The organism is Bacillus sp. WC2507, from assembly GCF_052656125.1.
In genome coordinates this window covers 4754080-4779505 of record NZ_JBQXPN010000001.1, presented here as the reverse complement: position 1 = coordinate 4779505, position 25426 = coordinate 4754080, and the positions used below count along the sequence as shown (strand labels likewise).

The window sequence follows — 25426 nt, the reverse complement described above, 5'->3', positions numbered from 1 at the left end:
TTATAAAAGGGGAAACTCTTTAGAATATTCTAACCTTTTTCTTCCTCTTTTTCAAAGTAAAATAAGTAAGCATAAGGAGGGGGAACAATGGGATTTTGGAGTATGCATCGAAATATCAAAATTAGAATTATAACTTCGTTTTTAACACGTACTGTGTCCACGATGATTTTTCCATTTATGGCGATTTATTTTTCCATAAAGTTAGGTAGTGCGATTGCTGGTGCTTTACTACTCATTAATGTCATAGCTTCATTAGTAATAGGTTTATATGGTGGATATGTTGGAGATCGGCTCGGTCGTAAAAAAGTGATGATTATTGGCCAAAGTATACAAGTCATTTCCATTGCTTGTATGGGAGTTGCGAATTCAGATTATGTAGACTCACCGTGGTTAACGTTCGTATTTATGTTAGTGAATAGCTTAGGATCTGGACTTATGAATCCAGCGACTGAAGCGATGTTAATTGATGTGAGTACACCTGAGAATCGAAAAGTGATGTACAGCATTAACTATTGGGCTATTAATTTATCAATTGCAATTGGAGCAATATTTGGCGGATTACTATTTGAAAACTATAGATTACAACTGTTTATCGTATTAACGCTTGTTGCAGCCATTACTTTATATGTGATGGCTGTATATATGGAAGAAGTGTATGTAGCACGAAAAACGCTGGAGAAGAAAAATGTATTAAAAGATATGGCGGATAGTTATAAAGTCGTGATGAAAGATAGAGCGTTTTTAATTTTTTGTGCAGCAAGTATATGTACATTATCTTTAGAGTTTCAAATAAATAATTATTTAGGAGTGCGTTTGCAGAAGGAATTTGAAACGGTGCACTTTTTATTTGGGAATGGTTTTACGTTTGATTTAACAGGTATTCGCATGCTGAGCTGGATTTCAGCAGAGAATACAATTTTAGTTGTGTTATGTTCAGCACTTCTTATTAAAATGCTGAAAAGCTTCAACGATTTGAAAATTTTATATGTAGGCTTATTCATTTACACGATTGGCTTTACAATACTCGGAACGAGCAATACTTTATGGATTTTATTAATTGCAGGGCTTTTCCAAACGGTAGGCGAGATGATGTATGTGCCAGTGCGTCAATCTATTATGGCAGATATGGTGCCAAATGAGGCGAGAGGTTCATATATGACGATTAACGGAATGGTCTTTCAAGTGGCAAAAATGAACGGGGCATTAGGTGTTATGCTAGGTTCATTTCTTGCATCTTGGGGCATGAGTGCCCTGTACTTTATTGTTGGTATGAGCAGTATTGTATTATTTATGAAGGCGATAGGGAAAGAGAAGTATGAGGATGAGAGAAATGTTTCTCAGATTGGATGAAACTATATAAAAGCGAACCAGTTATACTGGGACTCGCTTTTTATATAATTTTTAAAACGGATCAACTTCAGCTAAATTTGGAGTAGTGCTAGGCTGTAGCAAAAGATTTTTTAACGTTCCTACTTCAGAAAGAGCTACTAATATGTAGCCGCTAATCAGTACAATAAGTCCAATGACGCGTAACGTTTGCAAGCTTACTTCACGATTATTTGTTTCTGTAGGATTTGGGGGCGTTGAAGGTGGATTGTTATTCATAAATAAGGCTCCCATCTTTTGTATTTATATATGTGCAAAATGATTATTTAACTTATGGATTGGAATGGTATAGTCATTTTCACTATATGAGAACTGCCTATGAATAGTGATTAGAAATTTTGGGACGAAAAAAGGAGGGATCCAAAAAATTATTAAAACTGAACTTTTAGATTCCCTTCTTTTTATTTATCCCGCTGTTTGTGGAGGTCTGTTTGCCTGTAAACGACCAGTTGATGAGGGCTAATAATCAGTGGGGGATGAATAAAACCCCACTGATTAAATCTTTTTATATAAATAAAAGGAGGTTAGTGAAGCAAATTAGCTATCCTAATATACGCAACGATTCTTCAATAAACGCTGGGATGTCCTCTGGTTGTCTACTTGTTACTAGCTGATTTTGGCATACGACAACCTCTTTGTCATGAAAATTTCCACCGGCATTTTTCAAATCGACTTCAATAGATTTATATCCAGTCACATCACGTCCTTCAAGTGTTTTTGCAGTGATAAGTAGCTGAGGTCCATGACAAATAGCGAAAACAGGTTTATCCGCATTCATAAATGCTTTACTAAAGCGAACAAAACGTTCATCTGCACGAAGTATATCTGGGGAAAACCCGCCTGGTATGAAGAGGGCATCAAAGTCCTCTGGAGAAACATCATCAATACTTTTATCAATTACGACTTCACTTTTTCCTTGTTTACCGTGTACCGTTTTCCCTTTTTCCGTTTCAATAGTTGTTAATTCATATCCCTTTTGATTAAAAGCTTCTACTGGCTCTGTGTATTCTGTATCCTCGAAATAATCCGTTATTAAAATAGCAATTTTTTTACTCATTGCAGTCAGCTCCTTACATTATAGTATCGGTTCCAGAATCTTCTTTGAGCAATGCCTTTTATAAAGTGAAACTTTAATTCATGTTTTTTCATTCCCTCCAGTTCCTTTGCCCTGTTAATTTAATACATACCCTTTTTATTAGGACGTAAACATGTATTATCGTTTTTGTATGTAAAAATCATAATTAAGCTATAAAACACCGGAGGGGAAGGCGGGGTGTCTAGCACTCTATGCTTAAGAAAAAACAGGACGAACCTACCGGGATTTTTGATAGGTGTAGAATTAAAAATAAAAAGCCAAGGAGAAAATTTATTCGCTCCTTGGCTTTTAAGATATTTCTTTTCGTTAAAACGAAGAAATACGTTGCTTCGTTTTTGGTACAATAATAAATTTGATCCAGATTACCCCGATCACCATAATAATCAAAGCATGCAGTAATTGTCCCGTAGCAATGAGTATAACAATTGAAAATACAATGAGTTGAATACTTAACAATATAAAGATTAAGCGAAGAAATTGATGCATTCGTTTTTCAGTATCAATTGGATATAATGCTACAATAATATTTCCTGAAAAATATTTCCATAGAGAACGAAGCTGCATAGAAATCATATATAGGACGATGTAAGCAATAGCACCTTTTACGTATATATTTGGAATAAAGTATAGGGCGAAAGCACCGATTAACCCTAAGCGAATATATATACCAAAATAATCATTTCCACGTAAAAATGCTAGTGTATGTAAATAGAAGAAAGTTGCTCTTTTTTTATGTAATAAAGGTTCAATCCAATTTGTAAGCCATTTTCTTTTATTTACTTGCTTATTCAGTTGCGGAACATCGGTGAAAATGCTAGCAAATTGATAAAAACGAACGTCCATTTTCTCTTCTTGTTCGATTATGTAATCCCACGGTATTCGTTTTGTAGGCTGTTTTTTCGTGTATAGAAGCAGGAAAGCAAGTAGCAAGAGCAATCCGCCTAATATGAGAACATTTGCCGAATAAAACAGCATGTAAATGAGTAAGGCGTTACAAGTAATACGGATGATCAGCCATATATTTTTTTCATAACCATCACGCCACATCCAATGTATGTACATGTTCCAAGCTTTCGTAATCATTAAAACGATAAAGATTGTACATAAGAAAGGTACAGTTAATTGTAATGATTGCAGTGCAAGTGGTACGAGAATAAGGAACGTAAATAATAATGGGAAAAGCTGAATGATGTAATTATATAGAAGAGATTTTTTAAAATAAGATGTTAATTTCTCTTCTAGTGCGAGTAAATAGACAGCATCAGGTTTCTGAATAAATGTACGGATAGGGCATCTCGTTATAATGAATGTAAGTACAATCGTGATGAGTAGTAAAGATAGTCCTTTAGAAGGAGCTGTCTTAAGAAACTTTGCGTAATAGTAAGCACCTATACAGGCAACGAAGATAAAGCTATATAGTAAACCGTTAATCATACGTGCAAAGTATGTAATGATATTTTGAATATGTTGTTGGAAGCGACTGCTCCATAACGATTCAATTGACATGTTTTCACCTCTTTGTTCTATTATATATGTTTTACAAAAGAAAAAACGAGCAAATTGCGTTATGCAACTTGCTCGTTTTTCTTTTCGTTATTTTTTTTCTGATCACGATTCATTAATGGATAGAAAGCAAAGCCGATTACGAATAAACCAATTCCGAGAAGGAACGTTTTTATATCGGATGCTCCTGTTTTAATAACCCATAGTGCGTAACAAAGTGCGATAACTGCAACTATGCCATCTGTAATTCTTGCCCGCATTTCATTTTTATATGTTTCACCAGTTGCGACTAGTTTTAACTGGAAGATTGGTGAAACGAGATATGGAATGAGGTAGGCTAATGTTGATACGGTAATAACGAATGTATAAGCTTCCGCAATGGTTCCTGATAATGTTGAGAACAAGAACACTTGCGACATAATGTTTGTTAAACGTAATGAGTAAATTGGACTTCCTTTTTTATTTGTTTTTGTGAAGAAGGAAGGGAAGAAACCTTCTTTTGCTGCTTGATAAGGTACTTCTGAGCTTAATAAAATCCAACCTAAGATAGAACCGAATAGGGAAGTAAGAGCAAGTAATGCCATCAGTTTCCCGCCGCCATGACCCATTGCAGCGTTTAATGCATCTGCTAATGGACGTTCAGAAGCTTGTAATGTATCAACGTGAAGTACACCCATTGTTAAAATTGTAATTCCTAAGTAAATGGCAACTGTAATAAGTAATCCTGCCACCGTTGCGCGTTTTACTGTTTTCGGAGAGGTAGCACGGTTTGATAAAAGTACTGCTGATTCAATTCCGATAAATGCCCAAAGCGTTGTAAGAGCAGCTAAATTTACTTGTGAAAGTAGACCGTGTGAAACACCTGATTTATCGATCATCGGTGTGTACCATTGTCCGAACTTAGAAGCTTCGAAAGCAAATAAAGTAACGACGATGAATAATAGGAATCCAGTTACTTTCGTTGTTGTTGCTAAGAAGTTTAGTTTTCCAGCTCCGCTTACACCGTTTGTTAATATAATGTGAGTTCCCCAAAGTAGGATGGAACAAATCGTAAATGTAATAAGTTTCCCGACTTCTATGTTAAAAGAACCGATTGAAAATAGTAGTCGTGTATCTTTCATAATTGGGAAGAAGAGTGATAAATATCCCGCGAAAGATGTAATGATGGCAACGTTACTTGCCCAGTTTGCAACCCAATATCCCCACACCATACTGAAACCAGCCATTTTTTTCTTTTTTGGTGATGAGAATAAAGCATATGCATGACTTTGCGGTCCTGTCGTTAAATCAGGACGACGAATTGCTAAATTACCGAAAACAAGAGCTAGCATTAAAACACCAAATCCTGTTGTTAACCAAGCTAAAGTGACACCGAGAGGGCTTGCTGTTTGTGCCAACGTACTTGGCACCATGAAAATACCAGCGCCAACCATGTTGCCGACAACGAAAGCTGTTAGTACCCAAAAGCCCCATTTTTTTTGTTGCATAGAAAATACCTCCAAAGTTAGTATAACCAAGTCAAGCGAGGAGATATGTATGTCTTCCTAGTAGAGAAGAAAAGTTCCAAACAAAACAAAAAAAGCACGTAATTTGCCGCTACATGCTTTCTATCTTATAAGAAACCCACGACATACCTCTCGATAGCTCTCCACAAACGAAACGTTTCGTTTGTGACAGTTCTGCACTTATTAAATGCAGACCCAGCAAGTGTGCATGGTGGACACAACTTACTTCGGCAATCATTCCTTTCTCATTCCTTCATCAATGCCACTACATCTCCTGAAATGATACTCTTAATGACTGCAACCTCTACCTCACCGAGATACGAATGAGGATTTAAATATTAAATTAACGTATTTAAGAGTAACAAATGTATTTTTATACGTCAATGGATATGGTAATAATCAGATTATAGAGAAGAGTTTGTGATTAAAAGGGATAGGGATTATTATGTAATATTGAATTTTCATAATATAATAAACATTATTGGTGCTAGAAGATTGAGAAGGGGATGAAGTATATGTCTACATGTCATAAAAATTCAGTAATAGGTGTGCTAGATTCGGGAGTTGGGGGATTAACAGTTGCGAGTGAAATTATAAGACAATTGCCTAAAGAGAGCATTTATTATATTGGTGATAATGAGCGTTGCCCGTATGGGCCGAGAAGTGTAGAGGAGGTACAATCTTTCATATTTGAAATGGTTGAGTTCCTCAAGCAGTTTCCATTAAAAGCTCTAGTTGTAGCATGTAATACTGGTGCAGCTGCAGCATTGACCGCGTTGCAAGAAGCACTTCCCATCCCGGTTATTGGTGTTATACATCCGGGAGCAAGAGCTGCAATTAAAGTGACAAAGAAAGGGAGAATTGGAGTAATTGGAACTGTAGGTACGATAAAATCTAATATGTACGAACAAGCATTACACGAGCTGGATACATATTTGGAAGTGCATAGTCATGCATGTCCGACTTTAGCTACAGTTGTAGAAAATCAATTAGAAGACACAGCATATGTCATGCAGCAAGTGAAACAAGCTTTACTGCCATTAACGAAAGAAGATATAGATACGTTAATTCTTGGGTGTACGCATTATCCACTTTTAGAGTCCTATATAAAAAAGGAGTTAGGAGAGGCTGTAACGATTATTAGTTCTGCAGAAGAAACAGCGATAGAGTTAAGCACTATTTTACAGCACAAAGGAATTTTGTCTGACAATTTGAATCCGAAGCATCGCTTCTTTACAACAGGCTCTATTTTATCATTTGAACATATTGCTGAGCGTTGGCTAGGGTATCAAATTTCTGTAGAAGGTGTGAATTTACTTATGGAAAAACAAATCGTGAAATAAAAAGAAGCTGATCTAAAACTAGATCAGCTTCTACATATAAGATTAAACTAAGTTTAATACAGTTACTTTTTCACGTGTCATAGACTCAAGGCTCTTACGAATACCTTGTGCGCCCATACCTGAACCTTTTACACCGATGAATGGGAAGTGGTCAGGGCCGCGCTCTGTGCGTCCGTTAATTTGAACAGAACCAGTTTCGATTTTGTTAGCAATTGCAAATGCTTTGTTAATGTCTTTTGTGAAGACACTTGCTTGCAAGCCGAACTCTGATTTGTTAGCAATTTCAATTGCTTGCTCATCTGAAGAAACACGGATGATTGGAAGGATTGGGCCGAATGGCTCTTCCCAAGCAACTTTCATTTCTTCTGTTACGTGGTCGATTAATGTTGGGTAAATTAAGTTACGCTCACGTTTGTTACCGATAACGATTGTTGCACCCTTTTCAACAGCGTCGTCAACTAAGCTTTGGACGAAGTCAGCAGACTTGTCGTCGATTAATGGAACGATTGTGCTGTCTTGTTCTGGAGATCCAACTGATAGTTCAGCTACTTGCGCTTTTAATAAGCCAACAAGCTCATCCGCTACGTTTTCGTGTACAAGTACACGTTTAATAGCTGTACAACGTTGACCAGAGTAAGAGAATGCACCACTTACGATATGGTTTGCAGCATCTTGTAAGTCAGCATCTTCGCGAACGATACCAGGGTCTTTACCACCAAGTTCTAATACAAGTGGAATCATTGCAGCTTTTTTCGCTAAATGTTTACCTGTGTTTGTACCACCTGTGAACGATACCATATTGATGCCATCATGTTCTACTAAGTAGTCACCAATTACAGAACCACGTCCTGTCGCTACGTTTACAAGACCTTTTGGAAGGCCAGCTTTATGAAGTGCTTCAACCATTTTAATACCACTAATTGCACCTTGAGTTGCTGGTTTGAAAATAACAGCGTTACCCATAATTAATGCTGGTGCAAGTTTTGCAGCAGATAAGTTTACTGGGTAGTTAAATGGTGCGATTGCTAATACAACACCAAGTGGTGCGCGTTGGATGATCGCAAGTTTAGACTTCGTTCCGCCAGGGAAGCTATCGCCCATCATGCTTTCTCCGTGCATATGTAAAGCTTCTTCGATTGTGTAACGAATGAAGTCAGCTGTACGAACAACTTCTTTTTTCGCATCTTTATATCCTTTACCGACTTCTTTCATAATGATATCGGCAATTTCATCTTGCATATTTACGAGCTCATCAGCCCATTTATATAAATATTTTGCGCGATCTTGTAGAGAAGCTTCCGCCCATGATTTTTGAGCTTCTTTTGCAGATGCAATTGCTTCATCTACTTCTCCGCGAGTAATTGCTTGTACTTGTCCAATTACTTCGTGTAAGTATGGAGATGGAATTTCGATTGTTTCTCCTGAAGAGCTTTCTCTCCATTCTCCGTCTAAATAAAATTTGTACGTATTGCTAGTTGTCATGATTAGTCCTCCTAAAATAGCAACTTGTAAGAGTGAGTATAAGGTGATTGTAGGGGGTTTGATAACATTTTTCAAATGAAATGTTTGTGAAAACGATTTCTTATTCTTTTTTTGTTGTGTATGCCCTTTCTTACAGAAGATTCTCTTATTTCAAACGGATGTATCGTATTATGAATCCCCTTCATTTTTGGTGATAAAAAATTATTTTATTCTATAGCTAAAAAAATAATTGACAGAATACTCAATAAAGTTGTAAGATTATAAATGGAAAATAAATGAAGGGGGTGTGCGTAATGATTGTAATCGTAAATGTAATGAGTTTAGCTCTGTTAAATGGCAGAAAACATTCATATCATTACGCAACCCGTACGGATATATAGGGCATCTTTGTCTTATAAAAAGCGTACGTTGCGTATATCGTAACGTACGCTTTTATGCATTTTTGTGCATATCGTCAAGCGGCGGTATGCTTTTTTTTGTCTAATTTGCTTGTTTCCATACTTTGTATGGTTACGATAAAACAAACTTTGGAAGGTGGAAAAATGTGATGAGATTGTATGGGTTACGAAATGTAAATATGATGGGTCTGGATAGTGGATAAAGATGTGAGAGTGAAACGAGAACGAGAAGGGAGAGGTTACATTGTTATCAGTATTACTAAAGTTAAAATGGTTTTTTCAAGAGCATTGGAAGAGATATAGTATCGCCATTGGAGCTCTTTTAATTGTGAATATAGTTGAGGTTATTCCTCCGAAAGTGTTAGGGGTTACGATTGATAATATAAAAACAGGAACGTTAACGAACGAAGCAATTATGCAATCTATTCTTATTTTAATAGGGGTTACGATAGTTGGATATGGCCTCACATTCGTTTGGCAACATCAATTGTTTGGCGGTGCATTCGTACTGGAGAAGACGATGCGCTCTAAATTTATGGGGCATTTACTTAAAATGACACCGACGTTTTATCAAAAAAATCGTACTGGCGATTTAATGGCGAGAGCAACGAATGATTTAAAAGCAATTGCTATGACGGCTGGTTTCGGTATATTAACGCTCGTGGATTCGAGTTTATATATGCTTACGATTGTCTTTATGATGGGATTTACAATTAGTTGGGAGCTTACATTTGCGGCACTTATACCGCTTCCAATTATGGCGTATGCGATGAATATATATGGAAAGAAATTGCATGAAAGATTTACAGTTGCGCAAGATGCGTTCGGTGATATGAACGATAAAGTATTAGAATCAATCGCTGGTGTGCGCGTTATTCGTGCATACGTACAAGAAAATGCAGATCAAGAAAGATTTCATCAGTTAGGAGATGACGTCTACGAAAAAAATATGAAGGTAGCCAGAATTGATGCATTATTCCAGCCAACTGTGAAAATGCTTGTTGGCCTTAGTTATTTAATTGGTTTAGTGTATGGCGCATATCTTGTATTTCAATCGAAGGTGACACTTGGTGAACTCGTCTCTTTTAACGTGTATTTAGGGATGATGATTTGGCCGATGTTTGCAATTGGCGAATTAATTAATGTTATGCAAAGAGGAAACGCTTCGTTAGACCGAGTAAATGAAACGTTAGCGTACGAACCGGATGTAAAGAATCCAAAAAATCCAAAGCTTGTACAAGAGCCGAATTATATTCAGTTTGATGAAGTTACCTTTTCATATCCCTCATCAACTGAAACAAATTTAAAGAAGGTTTCGTTTACCTTAAAACAAGGAGAAACGCTTGGGGTTGTTGGAAAAACAGGAAGCGGAAAAACGACGCTTGTACGTCAGCTTCTTCGTCAATATCCGCTTGGAGATGGGGATATTGCAGTCTCTGATGTGACGTTAGATAAAATGACGAATGAAAATGTACTCGGCTGGATTGGGTATGTACCTCAGGAACATATTTTGTTCTCAAAAACGGCGAGAGAAAATATTTTATTTGGAAATAGGAAAGCGACGGAAGAAGAACTCGAGAAAGCAATTGAAATTGCGGCGTTTAAAAAGGATTTAGAGTTTTTACCAGAAGGGTTAGAAACGCTCGTTGGAGAGAAGGGTGTTTCTTTATCAGGAGGGCAAAAACAAAGGATTTCGATTGCGCGAGCGGTTATTCAAAATCCGGAAATTTTAATTTTGGACGATTCTTTATCAGCTGTTGATGCTCGTACTGAAGCAGCGATTATTGAGAATATAAGAACAGAGAGAAGCGGAAAGACGACAATTATTACGACGCACCGTTTATCTGCCGTACAACATGCGGATTGGATTCTCGTTATGGAAGAAGGCGAAGTTATGGAAGAAGGTACGCATGATCAGCTTATTAAAAGCGGAGGCTGGTATGCGGAGCAGTTTGAAAGACAACAAGGGGAAAGTGAAAGTGCGGATAGTGGGGTGAAAATATGAGTGTTTCAAAACGATTGTTTCAATATGCGATGAAAGTGAAAGGGGCAATTTTTGCAGCGATGCTAATGTTATTTATTTTCGTCATCGCAGAGCTTGCGGGTCCTCTCGTCGCGAAAACGATGATTGACGATCATATCGTCGGGATAGAGAAACCTTGGTATGAAACAGAAAAGAGTGCAGAGGCTGTTTCGTATAATGGCACCTTTTATAAGCGAAGTGATCGCTTTGAGGAAGGCGAGAAAAAAGGAAAAGAAGTACGCGTGATGCAAGTCGGTTTTCAATACTACTTTGTACCGAATAAAGTGAATGTTGAAGGGTCACGTTCTGTAAAAGGTGATATGATTACCGTTCAAAATGGTAAGGCGGTGCAAGTGTATAAAGCGAAAGCATTAACGAAAGAAGAAGTGTTTGCTTTTTATAAACCAGAAATAAACCCCCTATTATTACTTGGTGGTGGTTATTTCGCTTTATTAGTAGTTGTCTCATTGTTTGCATACGGAAAGCAATTTTTCTTACAGAAAGCAGCGAACAAAATTATTCAAATTATGAGGGAAGATGTCTTTTCTCATATTCAAACGCTACCGATTCGTTATTTCGATCATTTACCAGCAGGAAAAATTGTATCGCGTGTAACGAATGATACGGAAGCCATTCGTGATTTATATGTAACGGTACTTGCGACATTCGTTTCTAGTATCATCTATATTATTGGAATATTTGCTGCGCTATTTTTACTAGATGTGAAGCTTGCGTCGTTATGTTTATTAATTATCCCGATTTTAATTGTTTGGGCGATTCTTTATAGAAAATATGCGTCTGTATACAATCATAAAATGCGTTCACGTTTATCTGATATTAACGGAACAGTGAATGAATCCATTCAAGGGATGCCAATAATTCAAGCGTTCCGTCAAGAGCGTGAAACGAAAAAAGAGTTTGAAGAATTAAATGGCGATTATTTTAAGTATCAAAATAAAATTTTGAATTTAAATGCAGCAACTTCGCATAACTTAGTGTCTGTATTAAGAAATATCGCTTTCACAGGTGTGATTTGGTATTTCGGTGGTGCTTCATTAAGTGCTTCAGGCGTCATTTCTCTAGGGATACTGTATGCGTTCGTTGATTATTTAACACGATTGTTCTCACCAATTACAAATATGGTAAATCAGCTTGCAAACTTAGAACAATCGCGTGTTGCATCAGAGCGCGTTTTTGAACTGTTAGAGGAAAAAGGGGAAGCAGTAGAAGAAGAACGTATGCCTCGCTTACAAGGAAATGTGAAGTTTGATAATGTGTCATTTTCTTACAATGGAAAAGATGAAGTGCTAAAAAATATTTCTTTTGAAGCGAAACAAGGAGAGACAGTGGCACTTGTCGGTCATACTGGATCAGGAAAAAGTTCGATTATGAATGTACTCTTTCAGTTTTATGAGTTTGAAAAAGGAAAGCTTACAATTGATGGACACGATATAAAAAAGATGCCGAAACAAGCAACGCGTGAGCATATGGGAATCGTACTGCAAGATCCGTTTTTATTTAGCGGGACAGTTGCTTCTAATGTAAGCTTAGAGAACGAAAAAATTTCAAAAGAGCGTATCGTAAAAGCATTGCGTGATGTTGGTGCTGAACGGTTTGCAAACAATATAAATGAAGAAATTACAGAGAAAGGAAGTACACTTTCAACCGGAGAACGTCAGCTTATATCGTTTGCTAGAGCGCTCGCTTTTGACCCGGCCATTTTAATTTTAGATGAAGCAACGTCTAGTATTGATACAGAAACAGAGGCGATGATTCAACAAGCGCTAGAAGTTGTGAAAAAAGGAAGAACGACATTTATTATCGCTCACCGTCTTTCAACCATTAAAAGCGCGGATCAAATTATTGTGCTTGATAGAGGAACGATTTTAGAAAAAGGCTCTCATGAAGAGCTAATGAAAAAGCGCGGGCGTTATTACGATATGTACAAAACGCAAATGGAAGGTAATCAGAGCGCTTAATAGGTAGAGGAGAACTTGTGATTTTCACAAGTTCTTTTTTTAGTGAATCAGGGCAGTTAAATAAGAAGTATTGTTTTACCTTTTTCTTTATAAATGCTATATTAAAAAATGTTACTTATTTTTTGTATGTAGCGTTATTTTTCCATTTTGTTTGATTATGAAGAAAAAGGATAAACTAAATAAGAACATTTTCATTGAAAAATTGTTCAAGATTGCATACAATCAATATAGTTTTTAAATTCCTATCAGAATACTTGGAGGATTACCATTATGAAAAAATTATTTTCAGTACTTGCAGTAACTACATTAGCGATCGGGATTGTAGCGGGCTGCGGTAAAGAAGAGAAAAAAGATACAGCTAATCAAGATGCGTTACAAAAGATAAAACAAAGTGGTGAACTTGTAATTGGAACAGAAGGTACATATCCACCGTTCACATTCCACGATTCAAGTAATAAATTAACTGGATTTGACGTTGAATTAGCAGAAGAAGTTTCAAAACGTTTAGGAGTAAAACCTGTATTTAAAGAAACACAATGGGATAGCTTACTTGCTGGTTTAGATGCAAAACGTTTCGACATGGTTGCGAATGAAGTTGGTATTCGTGAAGATCGTCAAAAGAAATATGATTTCTCTAGTCCATACGTTTCATCTTCAGCGGTATTAGTTATTGCGAAGGATAAAGATAAACCTGCTACATTTGCTGATGTAAAAGGGTTAAAAGCAGCACAATCTTTAACAAGTAACTATGCAGATATTGCTAAGAAAAATGGTGCGGAAATCACGAATGTAGAAGGCTTTAGCCAAGCGGCAGAATTATTAAATACTGGCCGTGTTGATTTCACAATTAATGATAAATTATCAGTGTTAAACTATTTAGAAACGAAAAAAGATGCAAAAATTAAAATTGTAGATACAGAAAAAGAAGCGTCACAAAGTGGATTCTTATTCCGTAAAGGTAGCGACAAGCTAGTACAAGAAGTAAACAAAGCGTTAGAAGATATGAAAAAAGACGGTACGTACGACAAAATAGCGAAAAAATGGTTCGGTGAAAATGTATCTAAGTAGTGCATTGGTTTCAGATCGATTGTCTACTTGGATAGATATTATGCAGTCTTCCTTCATGCCTATGCTGAAGGAAGCTGTGTTTACGACAATTCCATTAACGCTTATTACATTTATTATCGGGATTATACTTGCGACGTTAACTGCGCTTGCACGTATTTCAGGTAGTCGTATTTTACAATGGATTGCTCGTATCTATGTATCTATCATTCGCGGAACGCCACTTCTTGTACAATTATTTATTATTTTCTATGGTCTTCCAACTCTTAATATTGAAGTTGAGCCATATACAGCAGCAGTTATTGGATTTTCATTAAATGTCGGTGCATATGCATCAGAAATTATTCGTGCTTCTATCCTTTCTATTCCGAAAGAGCAGTGGGAAGCAGCTTACACAATTGGGATGACATACCCGCAAGCGTTAAAACGTGTTATTTTACCGCAAGCAACGCGTGTATCCATTCCGCCGCTTTCAAATACATTTATTAGCTTAGTGAAGGATACTTCGTTAGCATCGTTAATTTTAGTAACAGAAATGTTCCGAAAAGCGCAGGAAATTGCGGCAATGAACTACGAGTTTTTAATTGTTTATTTCGAAGCAGGTCTTATTTATTGGGTAATTTGCTTCTTATTATCTATCGTGCAACAAATATTAGAAAAACGTTCAGAACGTTACACTCTAAAATAACCCTTTCATAAAAGGAGTTTTTGTTTTTATGATTTCAATTCAACATTTACAGAAAAGTTTCGGAGATAATACCGTACTAAAGCATATAGATTTATCAGTTGAGAAGGGGGAAGTTGTTGTTATTATCGGGCCATCGGGATCTGGTAAAACGACATTCCTGCGTTGTCTCAACGTGCTAGAAACGCCGAACGCTGGTAGTATTCGTATCGGTAATAAAGAGCTCGACTTCGCTCAAAAAGTATCGAAGAAAGATATTGTCAATCTTCGTACACAAACAGGTATGGTATTCCAGCACCATAATCTATTTCCGCATTTAACAGCAATTCAAAATGTAATGGAAGGGCTCGTTACAGTGAAAAAGATGGGGAAAGAAGAAGCGAAGAAAAAAGCAAACTATTTCCTTGAAAAAGTTGGTCTTGCGGATAAAGTAGACTTATATCCGTTCCAATTATCAGGCGGACAACAACAGCGCGTTGGAATTGCTCGCGCGCTTGCAATGGAGCCGGAAGTTTTATTATTTGATGAGCCGACGTCAGCGCTTGATCCTGAACTCGTTCAAGAAGTTCTGAAAGTAATGAAAGAACTTGCTAAAGAAGGCATGACGATGGTTATTGTAACGCACGAAATGCGTTTTGCGCATCAAATTGCGAACCGCGTTATTTTCATGGATGGCGGTGTCGTTGTCGAACAAGGTACACCAGAAGATGTATTTACAAATCCAAAAGAAGAACGTACGAAAAAGTTTTTACAAATGTTGCAATAAATGAAGGAAGGTCTCAAGGCATATGCCTTGAGACCTTTTTGCCATATATATTTATTTTTGGAATCCGCCAAGGCTTTGCTCAGCCATTGCAACTAGACGTTTTGTAATTTCTCCACCAACAGAACCGTTAGCACGAGCCGTAGAATCTGCTCCTAATTGTACACCAAATTCTTGAGCGATTTCGTACTTCATTTGATCGATTGCAGCTGTTGCTCCTGGTACTACTAATTGATTGTAAGAACTTTGGTTTGCCATAGGAATATATCCTCCTTAGAGTTATAAAAATTTTTTTTGGTTGGACTAGCTGGATTTGAACCAGATTATCGCCCCGTTTGGCGCTAATCCATCGGTAATTAAGTTTGTACTCATAGTATGGATGTTACCTAGAAAGATATACGAAATAATAATTTGTAAATTTTGTAAAAAAATCTTAGTGATTTCGTAAATTATGAAATAAGAGTAATCGTTGTATTTTTTAGAAAGAAGGCTAAACTAAGAGCGATATGAAATATGTTTTTCTTTTTGTATCCCGTTATTTGGGGGCAAATCATTAACTTCTTATTTATGACTTATTACAATTAAATCGATAGCAATTTCATAGTTCTATTTTTAAGTAGGGATGGGGCAGAAAAAGGAACTGGCCACTGCTATGCGTGGCTAGATACTCTCTTCAATCTGCTTGTAAATGATAACGTATGGAGGAATCATGATGGGAATTTGCCCGCTTTGCAACGCATTAGAATCACAAACATATTCTTGTCAAAATTGCCAAAGTATACTCCAAGATTATGGGAAAACTGTAGATTACATAGACGATTATAGTGCGTATATGGATCAAGAATTATTAAGTGCAGTAGATGGATTCACACATAATAATTCAAATGAATACTGCAATCATGTTTTTTATTGCGGGGTGTGTAATGTGGAAACAGAGGTTGTAGTGAAACTGGTATAAATAGAAAACTTCCACCTTATGAATGAGGTGGAAGTTTTTGTTTTCGTATTTGTGAGTGAATCATAGGGGACGGGATATGCTCGTTGTTTGAGGAAGCCTCTGATTTTATTTGAGACATTTTTTCTTTTGCATCACGCAAAGAATGTTCAGTTAAGTAGATGGCATATTCGTAAAATAATTGGCGCGTCAGTTCACTTTGTTCTTTTAACTTTTCATCTTGGAATACAGTTCGACCAGGTTTAGAGTTTGCTTCAAAGAGCCACGGGTTTTCTTGCGTGTCTAAGCCGATATCAAAACCAATTTCTCCAATATTTCCGGTTACTTGTTCATCGAGCGCGTAACTGATTTGTAAGGCTGTATGTTTTAATTTATTTTCAATTTGAACTTGTTTCGTTGAGTCTGGAAAAAGTTCTTGCAGTAATTTTGTATCACCACCGCTATTTACATGCGTTGTTAAGCTACCTTTGCCAGCAATTTTTGCAACGATTGCACTGACCATCCATTGACCGAAATGATTTTTATTTGTATGAATGCGGAAATCAACAGGTTGCCCATCGAAGCGAAGTAAGGGAATACCTTGTTGTACGATAAACTTTTTTAAATCATGTCCTTTCAACACATGGTTCAGAAGCGTTTCTAATGATTGGTACTTTCTTAGTTTATTTTCTTCATTTTCGCGATAACGACAGTAGTAGCAATTCTCTGCTTGAGAATAAAATAGTTGATGAATATTTCTACCGAAGCTGCCGTGAATCGGTTTCATGTAAATGGATTTATACGTACCGAGAAATCGTTCTACTTGTTCGAAGTGTTGAAATGTTTCTGTGTTTGGTAATAATGGCATGATTGAATCGTCTTTCATAAGAAGTTGATGCACTTCCCATTTATTAAAAAATCCTGGATTAAACCATGGAATAGCATAGTCATGCTCTAATTTTCTTTTTGCTCTTACGATTGGTTTATAATTTTCGGCTTTACGATTTGGTAATCGGTCATAAATGACATTCGGTAAAGGGACTTTTTTCTTTATCCATTGCTGCTCTTGAAAGAAATATCCTTCAATTGTTTCGTCTTCCCAGTCTATATGTTGAACACCAAAAACGAATACAAATGGTCGCAAAGTGAATGGCGGCGTTAGTAACTCGCCAAGAGAAGTTGAACGGTTTCCTAAAGGATTAGAAGAATCATCGTTAAAACCAGTTGTAAAAATCCCGATTAATGGTCCGAAAATAATGGTTTCATTTTGAGTGAATGCATGGATAGTAGTGGAATGAGGAAGTAAAAGTTTTTCTGCAATTTGTTGTCCGATACTGATTTCGCGAGTAAAGGAATAATGAATTTTTACATCTTCACTTGCAACATGGCGTACGCCGAAGGAAAGGGATGTAATCGGTGGTGTAATGGAAAAAATATAAGGTAAAGTAATACTATTTGGATGCTCATCTGAAATATTTAATGTATATATGTGCTCTTTCAAAATGGGTTTCCCCCCTTTCATTATGGTGTGAAGCGACTAAACTGTAGTGGTCCGTGATATATTTTTTCGGCTAATGAATCACTATGACGAATGTAATGTTCGTACGGGGGAATCGTGTTGACATACATAAGCCAAATTGCCCCTTTTTGATCCATAATGGTGGAAAGCTCTAGCTCGAATAACGAAGAATAAGATGCATCTAGTGTTTGAAACACTTCATTTATAATGTCTTGTAAAGCGTCTTGTAGTAGTTGTACACCGGTACTAGATAGTACGTATTTAATTTTTGAAAATGAATGCAGAGAGGAATCATCCGTTGCCGAAAGTAAAAGTTGATTTGGAAATGAGCTTTTTTGTATAAATTGACCGATAACGTTCCACTCGCGTTCTTTATTTTTTTGCAAAATGGTTCGAATATGGAGTGGGTATGTTAATTGATTTGGTGGTTGCAGCATGGTATGCGTGATGTAACGTGCTGAGCGTATGTTACGTTTGTACCAAGATATAAATTCATCTGTCCGTTTGATTGGAGTAGAAGTATGATAGGCGTCATTTATTGTATCGATATGAAACGTTTTATTTTTATAAGCGACCCGGTACAGACTTTCAGTGGAATGTGTATGAGTAGGACGTATAATAATATCTTTTGTTTTTAATAACAGTTTGAAAATATTTTGTATCGTTGCTATTTCAAATTTTGGTATATAAGGAGATAATTTTTTATTCGTGAGAAATACATCATGTAGTTCGCTTAAGTCAATGAGTGTGTTATTTAAAAAAGTAGTGGAAGGACGGTTGTGTAATGAGTGAATAATTGACTTTGCTTTTTCGAAGTCTGTTTCCTCATTAAAAGAAGAACGATCGTATATATAAGAAGGAATAGGGAATGTTTGCTCTTTCCATTTCCCTGTATCTGTATCATAAATCAGACCAGAAATAAGATCTGTTTTAGGATCAATACCAAATGGCGTAAACTGGGCAACGACATTATGATAAAGTCGAGCGCGTTTAGCGATTTCGGTGTAATACGTTTGCTCATAATGAGGCCAGCAAGTTAAAATACCGAGAACCAACGAAATCACTCCTTTACTAACAAAATGTTGACATAATAGGCGAAGCTATATATTGCAAATACGTTTTTATACCATTATACTTTTGTCCGTATGATGATATGCTATAGTTTTGGAGAAGCGAAAGGTTGATTGTAATGAATATATGGTTAAGTATGTTAACGACGACAGGGCTCGGAGCAATTATTGGAGGATTTACAAATCATTTAGCGATAAAAATGTTATTTCGTCCGCATCGCCCTATTTATATTGGGAAGTTTCAAGTGCCATTTACCCCAGGATTAATTCCGAAGCGCCGTGATGAGCTTGCTGTTCAATTAGGGAAAATGGTTGTCGAGCATTTGTTAACGCCAGAAGGAATCGGAAAGAAGTTAACAAATGAAGAGTTTCAAAAAGGTTTAATCCAATGGGCACAAGTAGAAGTGGATAAAGTAATGACGAATGAACAGTCGTTACGACAAATGTTAGAAAAATGGAACGTAGCGCATGTAGAAAAAGAAGCAATCAGCAAAATCGAGCATGTGATTACAGAAAAAATAGAGGCATTTTTAGCGGAGTACTATACATATACATGGGAACAAGCTTTACCTCATTCTGTTCATGAAAAAATAGAGAATGCGATCCAAAATGTCTCGGCGTTTATTTTAGAGCGAGGAAGTAGGTTTTTTGAAAGTGAAGAAGGGAAAGCTCGTCTTTCAAAAATGATTGATGATTTCTTTGCTTCTAGGGGAACTCTACTTAACTTAGTCGGAATGTTTTTAGGGAATGTAAGTGTAGTGGATCGTGTGCAGCCAGAAGTCATTAAGTTTTTAGGGCAAGATGGCACAAAGCAGCTTTTAACTGATGTACTGCAAAAAGAGTGGGAAAAGTTAAAAGGAAGAGATGTAAAAGAATTAGAAACGTTTGTAGAAAAAGAAATGATTGTAAGCTCCATATTGTCAGCAGTTAAAGTTGAGGAAACAGTGAGTAAGTTTTTAAACCAATCTGTGCAGCAAGTATGTGAGCCGGTTCGAGAAACAATCATGGAAAAGGTAGTCCCAAGTGCAGTAACGAAAGGCTTGAAGTGGGGGGCAGAAAACGTAGCGAGTATATTAAATAATCTCCATCTTGCGGAAATTGTCCAGCAAGAAGTCTCCACATTTTCAACGGAGAGACTAGAAGATTTAGTCCTGTCCATTACAAAAAATGAATTGAAAATGATTACGTATTTAGGAGCATTATTAGGCGGAATGATCGGACTCGTGCAAGGACTGTTATTGTTATTTCTTAGATAATAAGGTGAGTACATAGAAATAAAAGTGAAATTTCTTCACATCTCTTGCATAGTTTGATATGGTAAGAAGAGGTGCGTATGTAAATGCACGTAAAAGGCAGTGCGAGAGAAAAGCGCTAGCCTTCTAAAGGAGGAAAAATAAAATGACAAAAAACATTCATGATGTAGCATATGAATTACAAAAAGCAATCGCTGAAAACGAAGATTTCAAAACGTTAAAAGAGAGCTACGCAGCAGTTCAAGCTGATGCAGCTTCAAAGAACTTATTCGATGAGTTCCGCACAATGCAACTTGGTCTACAACAAAAAATGATGCAAGGTCAAGAAATCACTGAAGAAGACAACCAACAAGCACAAGAAGTTGTAGTTCGCATTCAACAAGATGCTAAAATTACAAAGTTAATGGAAACTGAACAACGCCTAAACATCGTTATCACTGACGTTAACAAAATTATCATGAAGCCACTTGAAGATTTATATAACGCGCAACAACAAGCGTAATAGTGAAAGACGCCCCTTGTATGGGGCGTCTTTTCAGAGTGTTGGGAAACCCTTTAGGGTTCCCAACGCTCTGGAATCTTTTTTGATTTTAGCGAATGAAAAAACCATAAAATAATAGAATTTAGAAAAATAGCCCTCCACCAGACCCTTTTTGGTCAGGTGGAGGGCTATTTTTTTCATGTTTTGACAAGCTGCGGTGAGATAAGCCTGCATTTGGACAGACTTCAGTCCCCGAAACCGAGCATATCGATAGCCATGGAGTTCTTTGGCGTCCGCAAAGCTTCGCTCTATAGTTGAACAGCGTACTTTATACAACTTTTTCCCTGTAGCTGTTAGTTTGTTTTTTCTAGCGATATCCTTATATTTCTCCCATATATGATGAGTGATAACTTTTTGTTTTTGTTTCTTTGAAAAGCACACCTCACGTAACGGACAAACAGCGCAGTCTTCTGGATTCGATTTATATTGACGATATCCTTCGCGATCCGTTGTCGCATACTCTAAAATACATCCCATCGGACAAGCAAATGCATTCATTTCTTCTACATATTTAAATTGGCTTTTCGGTACTTCTTTATTTCTCTTTCCAAATCGGCGATACCCCATCACCATAAATATATTTCTTTCTGATAACTTCTTACAGATATAACCTGTAAAATAACCCGCATCAAGAGCGACAGCTTCCACTTCAAATCCAAATTTATCAATTTGGGCTTGTAGACGTGCTAAATACGGCTCGGAATCTGCCGTATTTCCAGCCGTTATATAGGTATCTGTAATGATATTGTACTTCGCATCAGTCGTACGATGATCTAAGAAATGAAAACCGTTCGGTTTTCCATCTCTCATTAAAAATCCACTATCTGGATCCGTAGTACTTATACGAGTTTTTTTAGTAGGGGTATCACTTTCCTTTCTAGGTTTTAATTCTTTTTTCCGTGTCCCTCACGATCTTCGATTACCGCAGCTTCTAGTTCATCTATATAAAACTTTGCCTTTTCTTTTTTATATTTATGTACAAATTTATTTTTATTAGCATTGGCCTTAATATGTGTAGAATCTGTCATCAGCGCACGTCCTCCCACCATCCGGTGCTCCGTCGCTTGCCTCACAATCTCATCAAAAATTTCTTCAAAAATATTTGTATGAATAAAACGGGTACGACGATTCCAACTAATTGTAGAATGATCTGGGATAGTATCTGATAGAGAAAACCCTAAAAACCAACGGTAGGCAATATTCGTTTTAATCTCCTTTTCTAATTGACGTTCAGAACGAATACCATAAAAATATCCAATAAACATCATCTTAAATAAAACAATAGGATGGATTGAGGGACGCCCATTATTTTCACAGTAATACGGGCGTAACTTCTCCTCAATAAAGTCAAAACTAATTGTCGCTTCAATTGCACGAAGGAAATGATCTTGCGGAACCAACTCTTCTACAGAAACAGATACACGCTCATCACGATGATTTTTTAAAGCACCCATCATAAAAAATCGCTCCTTTTCCTCTTTTTTATCAGTGTTGACACATAAAAAGAGGTTCAGACACAAAAATAGGCTGTAGAGAAGACTTTCTCCACAGCCTGGAAAGACGCCCCTTGTATGGGGCGTCTTTTTTGTGGTTTCTATTTGTATATATCATTATTTCTTGAAATACTCAGTATCAATGTTCTTTTCCTTCAAAAACTTTTCAATTTCTTTTTGTTTCCTGCCATTAACTTGTTCAAAGCGTTTTGTAAAAGAAAAATCAGTTTTGAACAAGTTACCATCTTGAGCGAGTTTTTCTAATTCTTGCTCTAGTTCTACTGAAAGTGCCGTAGACGCTGAAATATAATCATGGATTTCCTTTGAAGGCTGTTTGTAATCATCAGGGATCGTATTGTTACTAATAAAATGATGGAAGTTCGCATCATTTTGTTGCGCTAAATCGATTAGTTTTTGTAATTTCTCTCGGTCGGATTCGGTGATATTCTCGTCAGACATGGCTGACGAAAGTGGAACGGTGTTTTCGTATAATTCTCCGCTATAATCTAAATAAGTTTTTATATTTTGTTTCATTTCATCTTCATTAATAGTTTCATTCTTTTTTGAGGAAGTGAATATAGTTTCCGGAATTTTAATCGTAACATCTTTAATAGATTGTATATCGTTTTCTTCCTTAGGTTGTGCACTGTTTGAACAAGCTGATAGAAATAAAATTGTAAGTAACATGAGTGGATATAAAATATACTTTTTCATATTAATCTCCTTGTACATTCATTATTATCTTTGTAAAATAGCTACATTCCATTTTAAATACTTTACTAAAGTTGCGTATAGATGTTTTACCATTTGATAAGATATGACGGATATGAGCAAACCGCTGCAAAAAGCGATGAACACGTTGTAAATATCGGAATAACTAATTTGATGAAACCCTTTAAAAAATCCTAATCCTATTAATAAAATAGGTGAAATAATTAATAATGGAGTGGCAATGATAAGTGCTAGAAGAATCGGTAATAGAAAGAGTAGTACGAAAAAGGCGATAATGATAAAGGTAAAGTTTAAAACACTTAAGCCCATAACAGAAAATAGTGCGGTTATCATATTTTTAAAGCTTCGTTTATTGTCAGCGTTATGTATTGCATATGAAACATTAAGTTCTTTAGCAATCGTTTTAGGGTTTCCTAGTTTTTTAGAAATTTCCTCTTCAGATATTCCATCTCGTTTACCACTAATAAAATGAGTTTCGTACTCTGAAATAATATCTTTCTTTTCTACATTAGGCATATTCCGCAGGGAAGAACTAAGTTGTTCCAAAAATTCACTTTTGTTCATAATAATCACTTTCCTTTATAAAATGATGAATTATAGCTGAGAATCCTCTCTTTTTTGAAAGAGGGATATACGAATCGTAAATGGTATTCCAATTAATGGGTGTTCCAATATTTACAAATATATCATTTGCTAGTGTTCTTTGCAAGGTACTGTAAAATTTTTGATACTGTGATGAGATAGAAGTTTTTTGTCCATTTTTAGAGGAGATATAAAAATATTATTTTAGGATAAATAAAGGGTTGTAAGCGCATTCTCTAGTGGTTGTCAAAATAATGTCATATTCATATTCTTGGAAAAATAATGAATTTGTAATATAATAATAAATAATACTTCACCACATTAATTAACTAGGTGAAATTTAAAATCTTTATTACACACATTATGAAATAAAGGAATGATTAGTTTGAGTACAGGTGTAAAAGCAAACGACGTGAAGACAAAAACAAAAGGAGCAGATCTTGTTGTTGATTGTTTAATTAAACAAGGTGTTACACATGTTTTCGGTATTCCAGGAGCGAAGATTGACTCTGTATTTGATGTACTGCAAGAAAGAGGACCAGAGTTAATTGTTTGTCGTCATGAACAAAACGCAGCATTTATGGCAGCTGCGATTGGTAGATTAACAGGGAAACCGGGCGTATGTCTTGTAACTTCAGGACCAGGGACATCAAATTTAGCGACAGGTCTTGTTACTGCGAATGCAGAGAGTGATCCCGTTGTTGCTTTAGCTGGTGCAGTTCCGCGTACGGATCGATTAAAACGTACGCATCAATCGATGGATAATGCTGCACTATTCGAACCAATCACAAAATATAGCGTAGAAGTAGAGCATCCTGATAATGTGCCAGAAGCACTATCGAATGCATTCCGAAGTGCGACTTCTACAAATCCAGGCGCTACTTTAGTAAGTCTTCCGCAAGACGTTATGACTGCGGAAACGACTGTAGGGTCTATCGGTGCGCTTTCTAAGCCACAGCTTGGAATCGCTCCCACACATGATGTTACATATGTAGTAGACAAAATAAAATCAGCAAAATTACCGGTCATTTTACTCGGTATGAGAGCGAGCACAAATGAAGTGACGAAAGCCGTTCGTGAATTAATTGAGGATACAGAACTCCCTGTCGTTGAAACATATCAAGCAGCTGGCGCCATTTCACGTGAGTTAGAAGATCATTTCTTTGGCCGCGTTGGCTTATTCCGTAACCAACCAGGTGATATTTTACTAGAAGAGGCAGACCTTGTGATTTCTATCGGTTATGACCCAATTGAGTATGATCCGAAATTCTGGAATAAACTTGGAGACAGAACGATTATTCATCTTGATGACCATCAAGCAGATATCGACCATGATTACCAACCAGAACGTGAATTAATTGGTGATATTGCCTTAACTGTAAATAGTATCGCGGAGAAATTACCGAAACTTGTATTAAGTACGAAATCAGAAGCAGTGTTAGAACGATTACGCGCGAAATTATCAGAACAAGCAGAAGTTCCGAATCGTGCTTCAGAAGGTGTTACGCATCCGCTTCAAGTGATTCGTACACTGCGTTCTTTAATTGATGACGATACAACTGTTACATGTGATATCGGTTCCCATTACATTTGGATGGCAAGATGTTTCCGTTCTTATGAACCACGTAGACTATTATTTAGTAACGGTATGCAAACGTTAGGTGTTGCACTTCCTTGGGCAATTGCTGCTACTTTAGTAGAACCAGGTAAGAAAGTAGTTTCCGTATCAGGTGACGGTGGTTTCTTATTCTCAGCGATGGAGTTAGAAACAGCGGTACGTTTAAATTCTCCGATCGTACATCTTGTATGGAGAGACGGTACGTATGATATGGTTGCGTTCCAACAAATGATGAAATACGGTAGAACATCAGCTACAGAGTTCGGCGATGTTGATATTGTAAAATATGCAGAAAGTTTCGGTGCGACAGGTCTTCGTGTTAACACGCCAGATGAATTAGAGGGCGTATTAAAAGCCGCATTAGCAGCAGATGGTCCTGTCATTATTGATATTCCAATCGATTACCGTGACAACATTAAATTAAGCGAAAAATTATTACCAAACCAATTAAACTAA

Annotated in this window: 22 protein-coding genes and 1 riboswitch; of the genes, 11 read left to right on the top strand and 11 right to left on the bottom strand. The window is 36.6% G+C overall.

Features of this window, described 5'->3' with window-relative positions:
- The first annotated feature begins 87 nt into the window (after window positions 1–87).
- The gene (locus ACUN28_RS25175) at window positions 88–1350 is read left to right on the top strand and encodes an MDR family MFS transporter (protein ID WP_016136527.1); all 1263 of its coding nucleotides are present in this window, start codon (window positions 88–90) and stop codon (window positions 1348–1350) included.
- Between the two features lie 51 nt (window positions 1351–1401).
- Here the strand turns inward: ACUN28_RS25175 and ACUN28_RS25170 are convergent, their stop codons facing one another.
- From ACUN28_RS25170 to ACUN28_RS25155, 4 genes are all read right to left on the bottom strand, one after another.
- Window positions 1402–1605 carry a hypothetical protein gene (locus ACUN28_RS25170; protein ID WP_016089175.1) on the bottom strand — a complete coding sequence of 68 codons (204 nt, stop codon included), beginning with the start codon at window positions 1603–1605 and terminating at the stop codon, window positions 1402–1404.
- A gap of 322 nt (window positions 1606–1927) precedes the next feature.
- Complete coding sequence (locus tag ACUN28_RS25165) at window positions 1928–2443, bottom strand: type 1 glutamine amidotransferase domain-containing protein (RefSeq protein WP_016089174.1); 516 nt, start codon at window positions 2441–2443, stop codon at window positions 1928–1930.
- A 345-nt stretch (window positions 2444–2788) separates the two neighbouring features.
- Complete coding sequence (locus ACUN28_RS25160; protein ID WP_016089173.1) at window positions 2789–3988, bottom strand: ABC transporter permease; 1200 nt, start codon at window positions 3986–3988, stop codon at window positions 2789–2791.
- A gap of 59 nt (window positions 3989–4047) precedes the next feature.
- Window positions 4048–5472 carry an amino acid permease gene (locus ACUN28_RS25155; RefSeq protein ID WP_016136528.1) on the bottom strand — a complete coding sequence of 475 codons (1425 nt, stop codon included), beginning with the start codon at window positions 5470–5472 and terminating at the stop codon, window positions 4048–4050.
- A gap of 146 nt (window positions 5473–5618) precedes the next feature.
- Window positions 5619–5805: riboswitch (Lysine riboswitch) on the bottom strand.
- Between the two features lie 200 nt (window positions 5806–6005).
- Here ACUN28_RS25155 and racE point away from each other — a divergent pair.
- Window positions 6006–6833 carry a glutamate racemase gene (racE, locus tag ACUN28_RS25150; RefSeq protein ID WP_016136529.1) on the top strand — a complete coding sequence of 276 codons (828 nt, stop codon included), beginning with the start codon at window positions 6006–6008 and terminating at the stop codon, window positions 6831–6833.
- 42 nt (window positions 6834–6875) lie between these two features.
- Here the strand turns inward: racE and gapN are convergent, their stop codons facing one another.
- A complete protein-coding gene (gapN, locus tag ACUN28_RS25145; protein ID WP_016133705.1) occupies window positions 6876–8315 on the bottom strand; it encodes an NADP-dependent glyceraldehyde-3-phosphate dehydrogenase in 1440 nt (479 codons plus the stop codon).
- Window positions 8316–8957: 642 nt separating this feature from the next.
- On the opposite strand from gapN, the gene ACUN28_RS25140 reads away from it, so the two are divergent.
- The 5 genes from ACUN28_RS25140 (at window position 8958) to ACUN28_RS25120 (ending at window position 15231) form a co-directional block, all read left to right on the top strand.
- The gene (locus ACUN28_RS25140) at window positions 8958–10718 is read left to right on the top strand and encodes an ABC transporter ATP-binding protein (protein WP_016136530.1); all 1761 of its coding nucleotides are present in this window, start codon (window positions 8958–8960) and stop codon (window positions 10716–10718) included.
- Window positions 10715–12715 carry an ABC transporter ATP-binding protein gene (locus tag ACUN28_RS25135; RefSeq protein ID WP_016136531.1) on the top strand — a complete coding sequence of 667 codons (2001 nt, stop codon included), beginning with the start codon at window positions 10715–10717 and terminating at the stop codon, window positions 12713–12715. Before ACUN28_RS25140 ends, ACUN28_RS25135 begins: the two co-directional genes overlap by 4 nt.
- 270 nt (window positions 12716–12985) lie before the next feature.
- A complete protein-coding gene (locus tag ACUN28_RS25130; RefSeq protein ID WP_016089167.1) occupies window positions 12986–13783 on the top strand; it encodes an amino acid ABC transporter substrate-binding protein in 798 nt (265 codons plus the stop codon).
- A complete protein-coding gene (locus tag ACUN28_RS25125; RefSeq protein WP_033660041.1) occupies window positions 13770–14468 on the top strand; it encodes an amino acid ABC transporter permease in 699 nt (232 codons plus the stop codon). Before ACUN28_RS25130 ends, ACUN28_RS25125 begins: the two co-directional genes overlap by 14 nt.
- A gap of 28 nt (window positions 14469–14496) precedes the next feature.
- Window positions 14497–15231, top strand: a complete 735-nt coding sequence (locus ACUN28_RS25120) for an amino acid ABC transporter ATP-binding protein (protein ID WP_000623596.1) — start codon at window positions 14497–14499, stop codon at window positions 15229–15231.
- 51 nt (window positions 15232–15282) lie between these two features.
- Here ACUN28_RS25120 and sasP read toward each other — a convergent pair whose 3' ends face one another.
- A complete protein-coding gene (gene sasP, locus ACUN28_RS25115) occupies window positions 15283–15486 on the bottom strand; it encodes a small acid-soluble spore protein, SasP family (protein WP_000013349.1) in 204 nt (67 codons plus the stop codon).
- A gap of 454 nt (window positions 15487–15940) precedes the next feature.
- On the opposite strand from sasP, the gene ACUN28_RS25110 reads away from it, so the two are divergent.
- Window positions 15941–16186 carry a hypothetical protein gene (locus tag ACUN28_RS25110; protein ID WP_016089166.1) on the top strand — a complete coding sequence of 82 codons (246 nt, stop codon included), beginning with the start codon at window positions 15941–15943 and terminating at the stop codon, window positions 16184–16186.
- 16 nt (window positions 16187–16202) lie between these two features.
- Here the strand turns inward: ACUN28_RS25110 and ACUN28_RS25105 are convergent, their stop codons facing one another.
- On the bottom strand, window positions 16203–17663 hold the full coding sequence (locus ACUN28_RS25105; protein WP_033660043.1) for a YheC/YheD family endospore coat-associated protein: 1461 nt from the start codon (window positions 17661–17663) through the stop codon (window positions 16203–16205).
- Between the two features lie 20 nt (window positions 17664–17683).
- Window positions 17684–18736, bottom strand: coding sequence for a YheC/YheD family protein (locus ACUN28_RS25100; protein ID WP_016089164.1), 1053 nt, complete (start codon window positions 18734–18736; stop codon window positions 17684–17686).
- A 134-nt stretch (window positions 18737–18870) separates the two neighbouring features.
- Between ACUN28_RS25100 and ACUN28_RS25095 the strand changes: the two genes are divergently transcribed.
- Together ACUN28_RS25095 and ACUN28_RS25090 are read left to right on the top strand one after the other, a co-directional pair.
- The gene (locus ACUN28_RS25095; protein WP_033659798.1) at window positions 18871–20007 is read left to right on the top strand and encodes a DUF445 domain-containing protein; all 1137 of its coding nucleotides are present in this window, start codon (window positions 18871–18873) and stop codon (window positions 20005–20007) included.
- A 142-nt stretch (window positions 20008–20149) separates the two neighbouring features.
- Window positions 20150–20506, top strand: coding sequence for a YlbF/YmcA family competence regulator (locus tag ACUN28_RS25090; RefSeq protein WP_016089162.1), 357 nt, complete (start codon window positions 20150–20152; stop codon window positions 20504–20506).
- A 33-nt stretch (window positions 20507–20539) separates the two neighbouring features.
- Here ACUN28_RS25090 and ACUN28_RS25085 read toward each other — a convergent pair.
- The 3 genes from ACUN28_RS25085 to ACUN28_RS25075 form a co-directional block, all read right to left on the bottom strand.
- A protein-coding gene (locus ACUN28_RS25085) for an IS1182 family transposase (RefSeq protein ID WP_445423347.1) occupies window positions 20540–22002 on the bottom strand; the annotation gives its coding sequence in 2 pieces (ribosomal slippage) (window positions 20540–21441 and window positions 21441–22002; 1464 coding nt in all).
- A 153-nt stretch (window positions 22003–22155) separates the two neighbouring features.
- Window positions 22156–22752, bottom strand: coding sequence for an NDxxF motif lipoprotein (locus ACUN28_RS25080; protein ID WP_016089161.1), 597 nt, complete (start codon window positions 22750–22752; stop codon window positions 22156–22158).
- 24 nt (window positions 22753–22776) lie between these two features.
- A complete protein-coding gene (locus tag ACUN28_RS25075; RefSeq protein WP_016089160.1) occupies window positions 22777–23334 on the bottom strand; it encodes an HAAS signaling domain-containing protein in 558 nt (185 codons plus the stop codon).
- Between the two features lie 403 nt (window positions 23335–23737).
- On the opposite strand from ACUN28_RS25075, the gene alsS reads away from it, so the two are divergent.
- The gene (alsS, locus tag ACUN28_RS25070) at window positions 23738–25426 is read left to right on the top strand and encodes an acetolactate synthase AlsS (protein ID WP_016089159.1); all 1689 of its coding nucleotides are present in this window, start codon (window positions 23738–23740) and stop codon (window positions 25424–25426) included.

Excerpts from the sequence above, each read along its gene's own strand:
- ACUN28_RS25175 (WP_016136527.1), top strand. The coding sequence starts at position 88 with ATGGGATTTTGGAGTATGCATCGAAATATCAAAATTAGAATTATAACT.
- ACUN28_RS25170 (WP_016089175.1), bottom strand. The coding sequence starts at position 1,605 with ATGAATAACAATCCACCTTCAACGCCCCCAAATCCTACAGAAACAAAT.
- ACUN28_RS25165 (WP_016089174.1), bottom strand. The coding sequence starts at position 2,443 with ATGAGTAAAAAAATTGCTATTTTAATAACGGATTATTTCGAGGATACA.
- ACUN28_RS25160 (WP_016089173.1), bottom strand. The coding sequence starts at position 3,988 with ATGTCAATTGAATCGTTATGGAGCAGTCGCTTCCAACAACATATTCAA.
- ACUN28_RS25155 (WP_016136528.1), bottom strand. The coding sequence starts at position 5,472 with ATGCAACAAAAAAAATGGGGCTTTTGGGTACTAACAGCTTTCGTTGTC.
- racE (WP_016136529.1), top strand. The coding sequence starts at position 6,006 with ATGTCTACATGTCATAAAAATTCAGTAATAGGTGTGCTAGATTCGGGA.
- gapN (WP_016133705.1), bottom strand. The coding sequence starts at position 8,315 with ATGACAACTAGCAATACGTACAAATTTTATTTAGACGGAGAATGGAGA.
- ACUN28_RS25135 (WP_016136531.1), top strand. The coding sequence starts at position 10,715 with ATGAGTGTTTCAAAACGATTGTTTCAATATGCGATGAAAGTGAAAGGG.
- ACUN28_RS25130 (WP_016089167.1), top strand. The coding sequence starts at position 12,986 with ATGAAAAAATTATTTTCAGTACTTGCAGTAACTACATTAGCGATCGGG.
- ACUN28_RS25125 (WP_033660041.1), top strand. The coding sequence starts at position 13,770 with ATGTATCTAAGTAGTGCATTGGTTTCAGATCGATTGTCTACTTGGATA.
- ACUN28_RS25120 (WP_000623596.1), top strand. The coding sequence starts at position 14,497 with ATGATTTCAATTCAACATTTACAGAAAAGTTTCGGAGATAATACCGTA.
- sasP (WP_000013349.1), bottom strand. The coding sequence starts at position 15,486 with ATGGCAAACCAAAGTTCTTACAATCAATTAGTAGTACCAGGAGCAACA.
- ACUN28_RS25110 (WP_016089166.1), top strand. The coding sequence starts at position 15,941 with ATGGGAATTTGCCCGCTTTGCAACGCATTAGAATCACAAACATATTCT.
- ACUN28_RS25095 (WP_033659798.1), top strand. The coding sequence starts at position 18,871 with ATGAATATATGGTTAAGTATGTTAACGACGACAGGGCTCGGAGCAATT.
- ACUN28_RS25090 (WP_016089162.1), top strand. The coding sequence starts at position 20,150 with ATGACAAAAAACATTCATGATGTAGCATATGAATTACAAAAAGCAATC.
- ACUN28_RS25080 (WP_016089161.1), bottom strand. The coding sequence starts at position 22,752 with ATGAAAAAGTATATTTTATATCCACTCATGTTACTTACAATTTTATTT.
- ACUN28_RS25075 (WP_016089160.1), bottom strand. The coding sequence starts at position 23,334 with ATGAACAAAAGTGAATTTTTGGAACAACTTAGTTCTTCCCTGCGGAAT.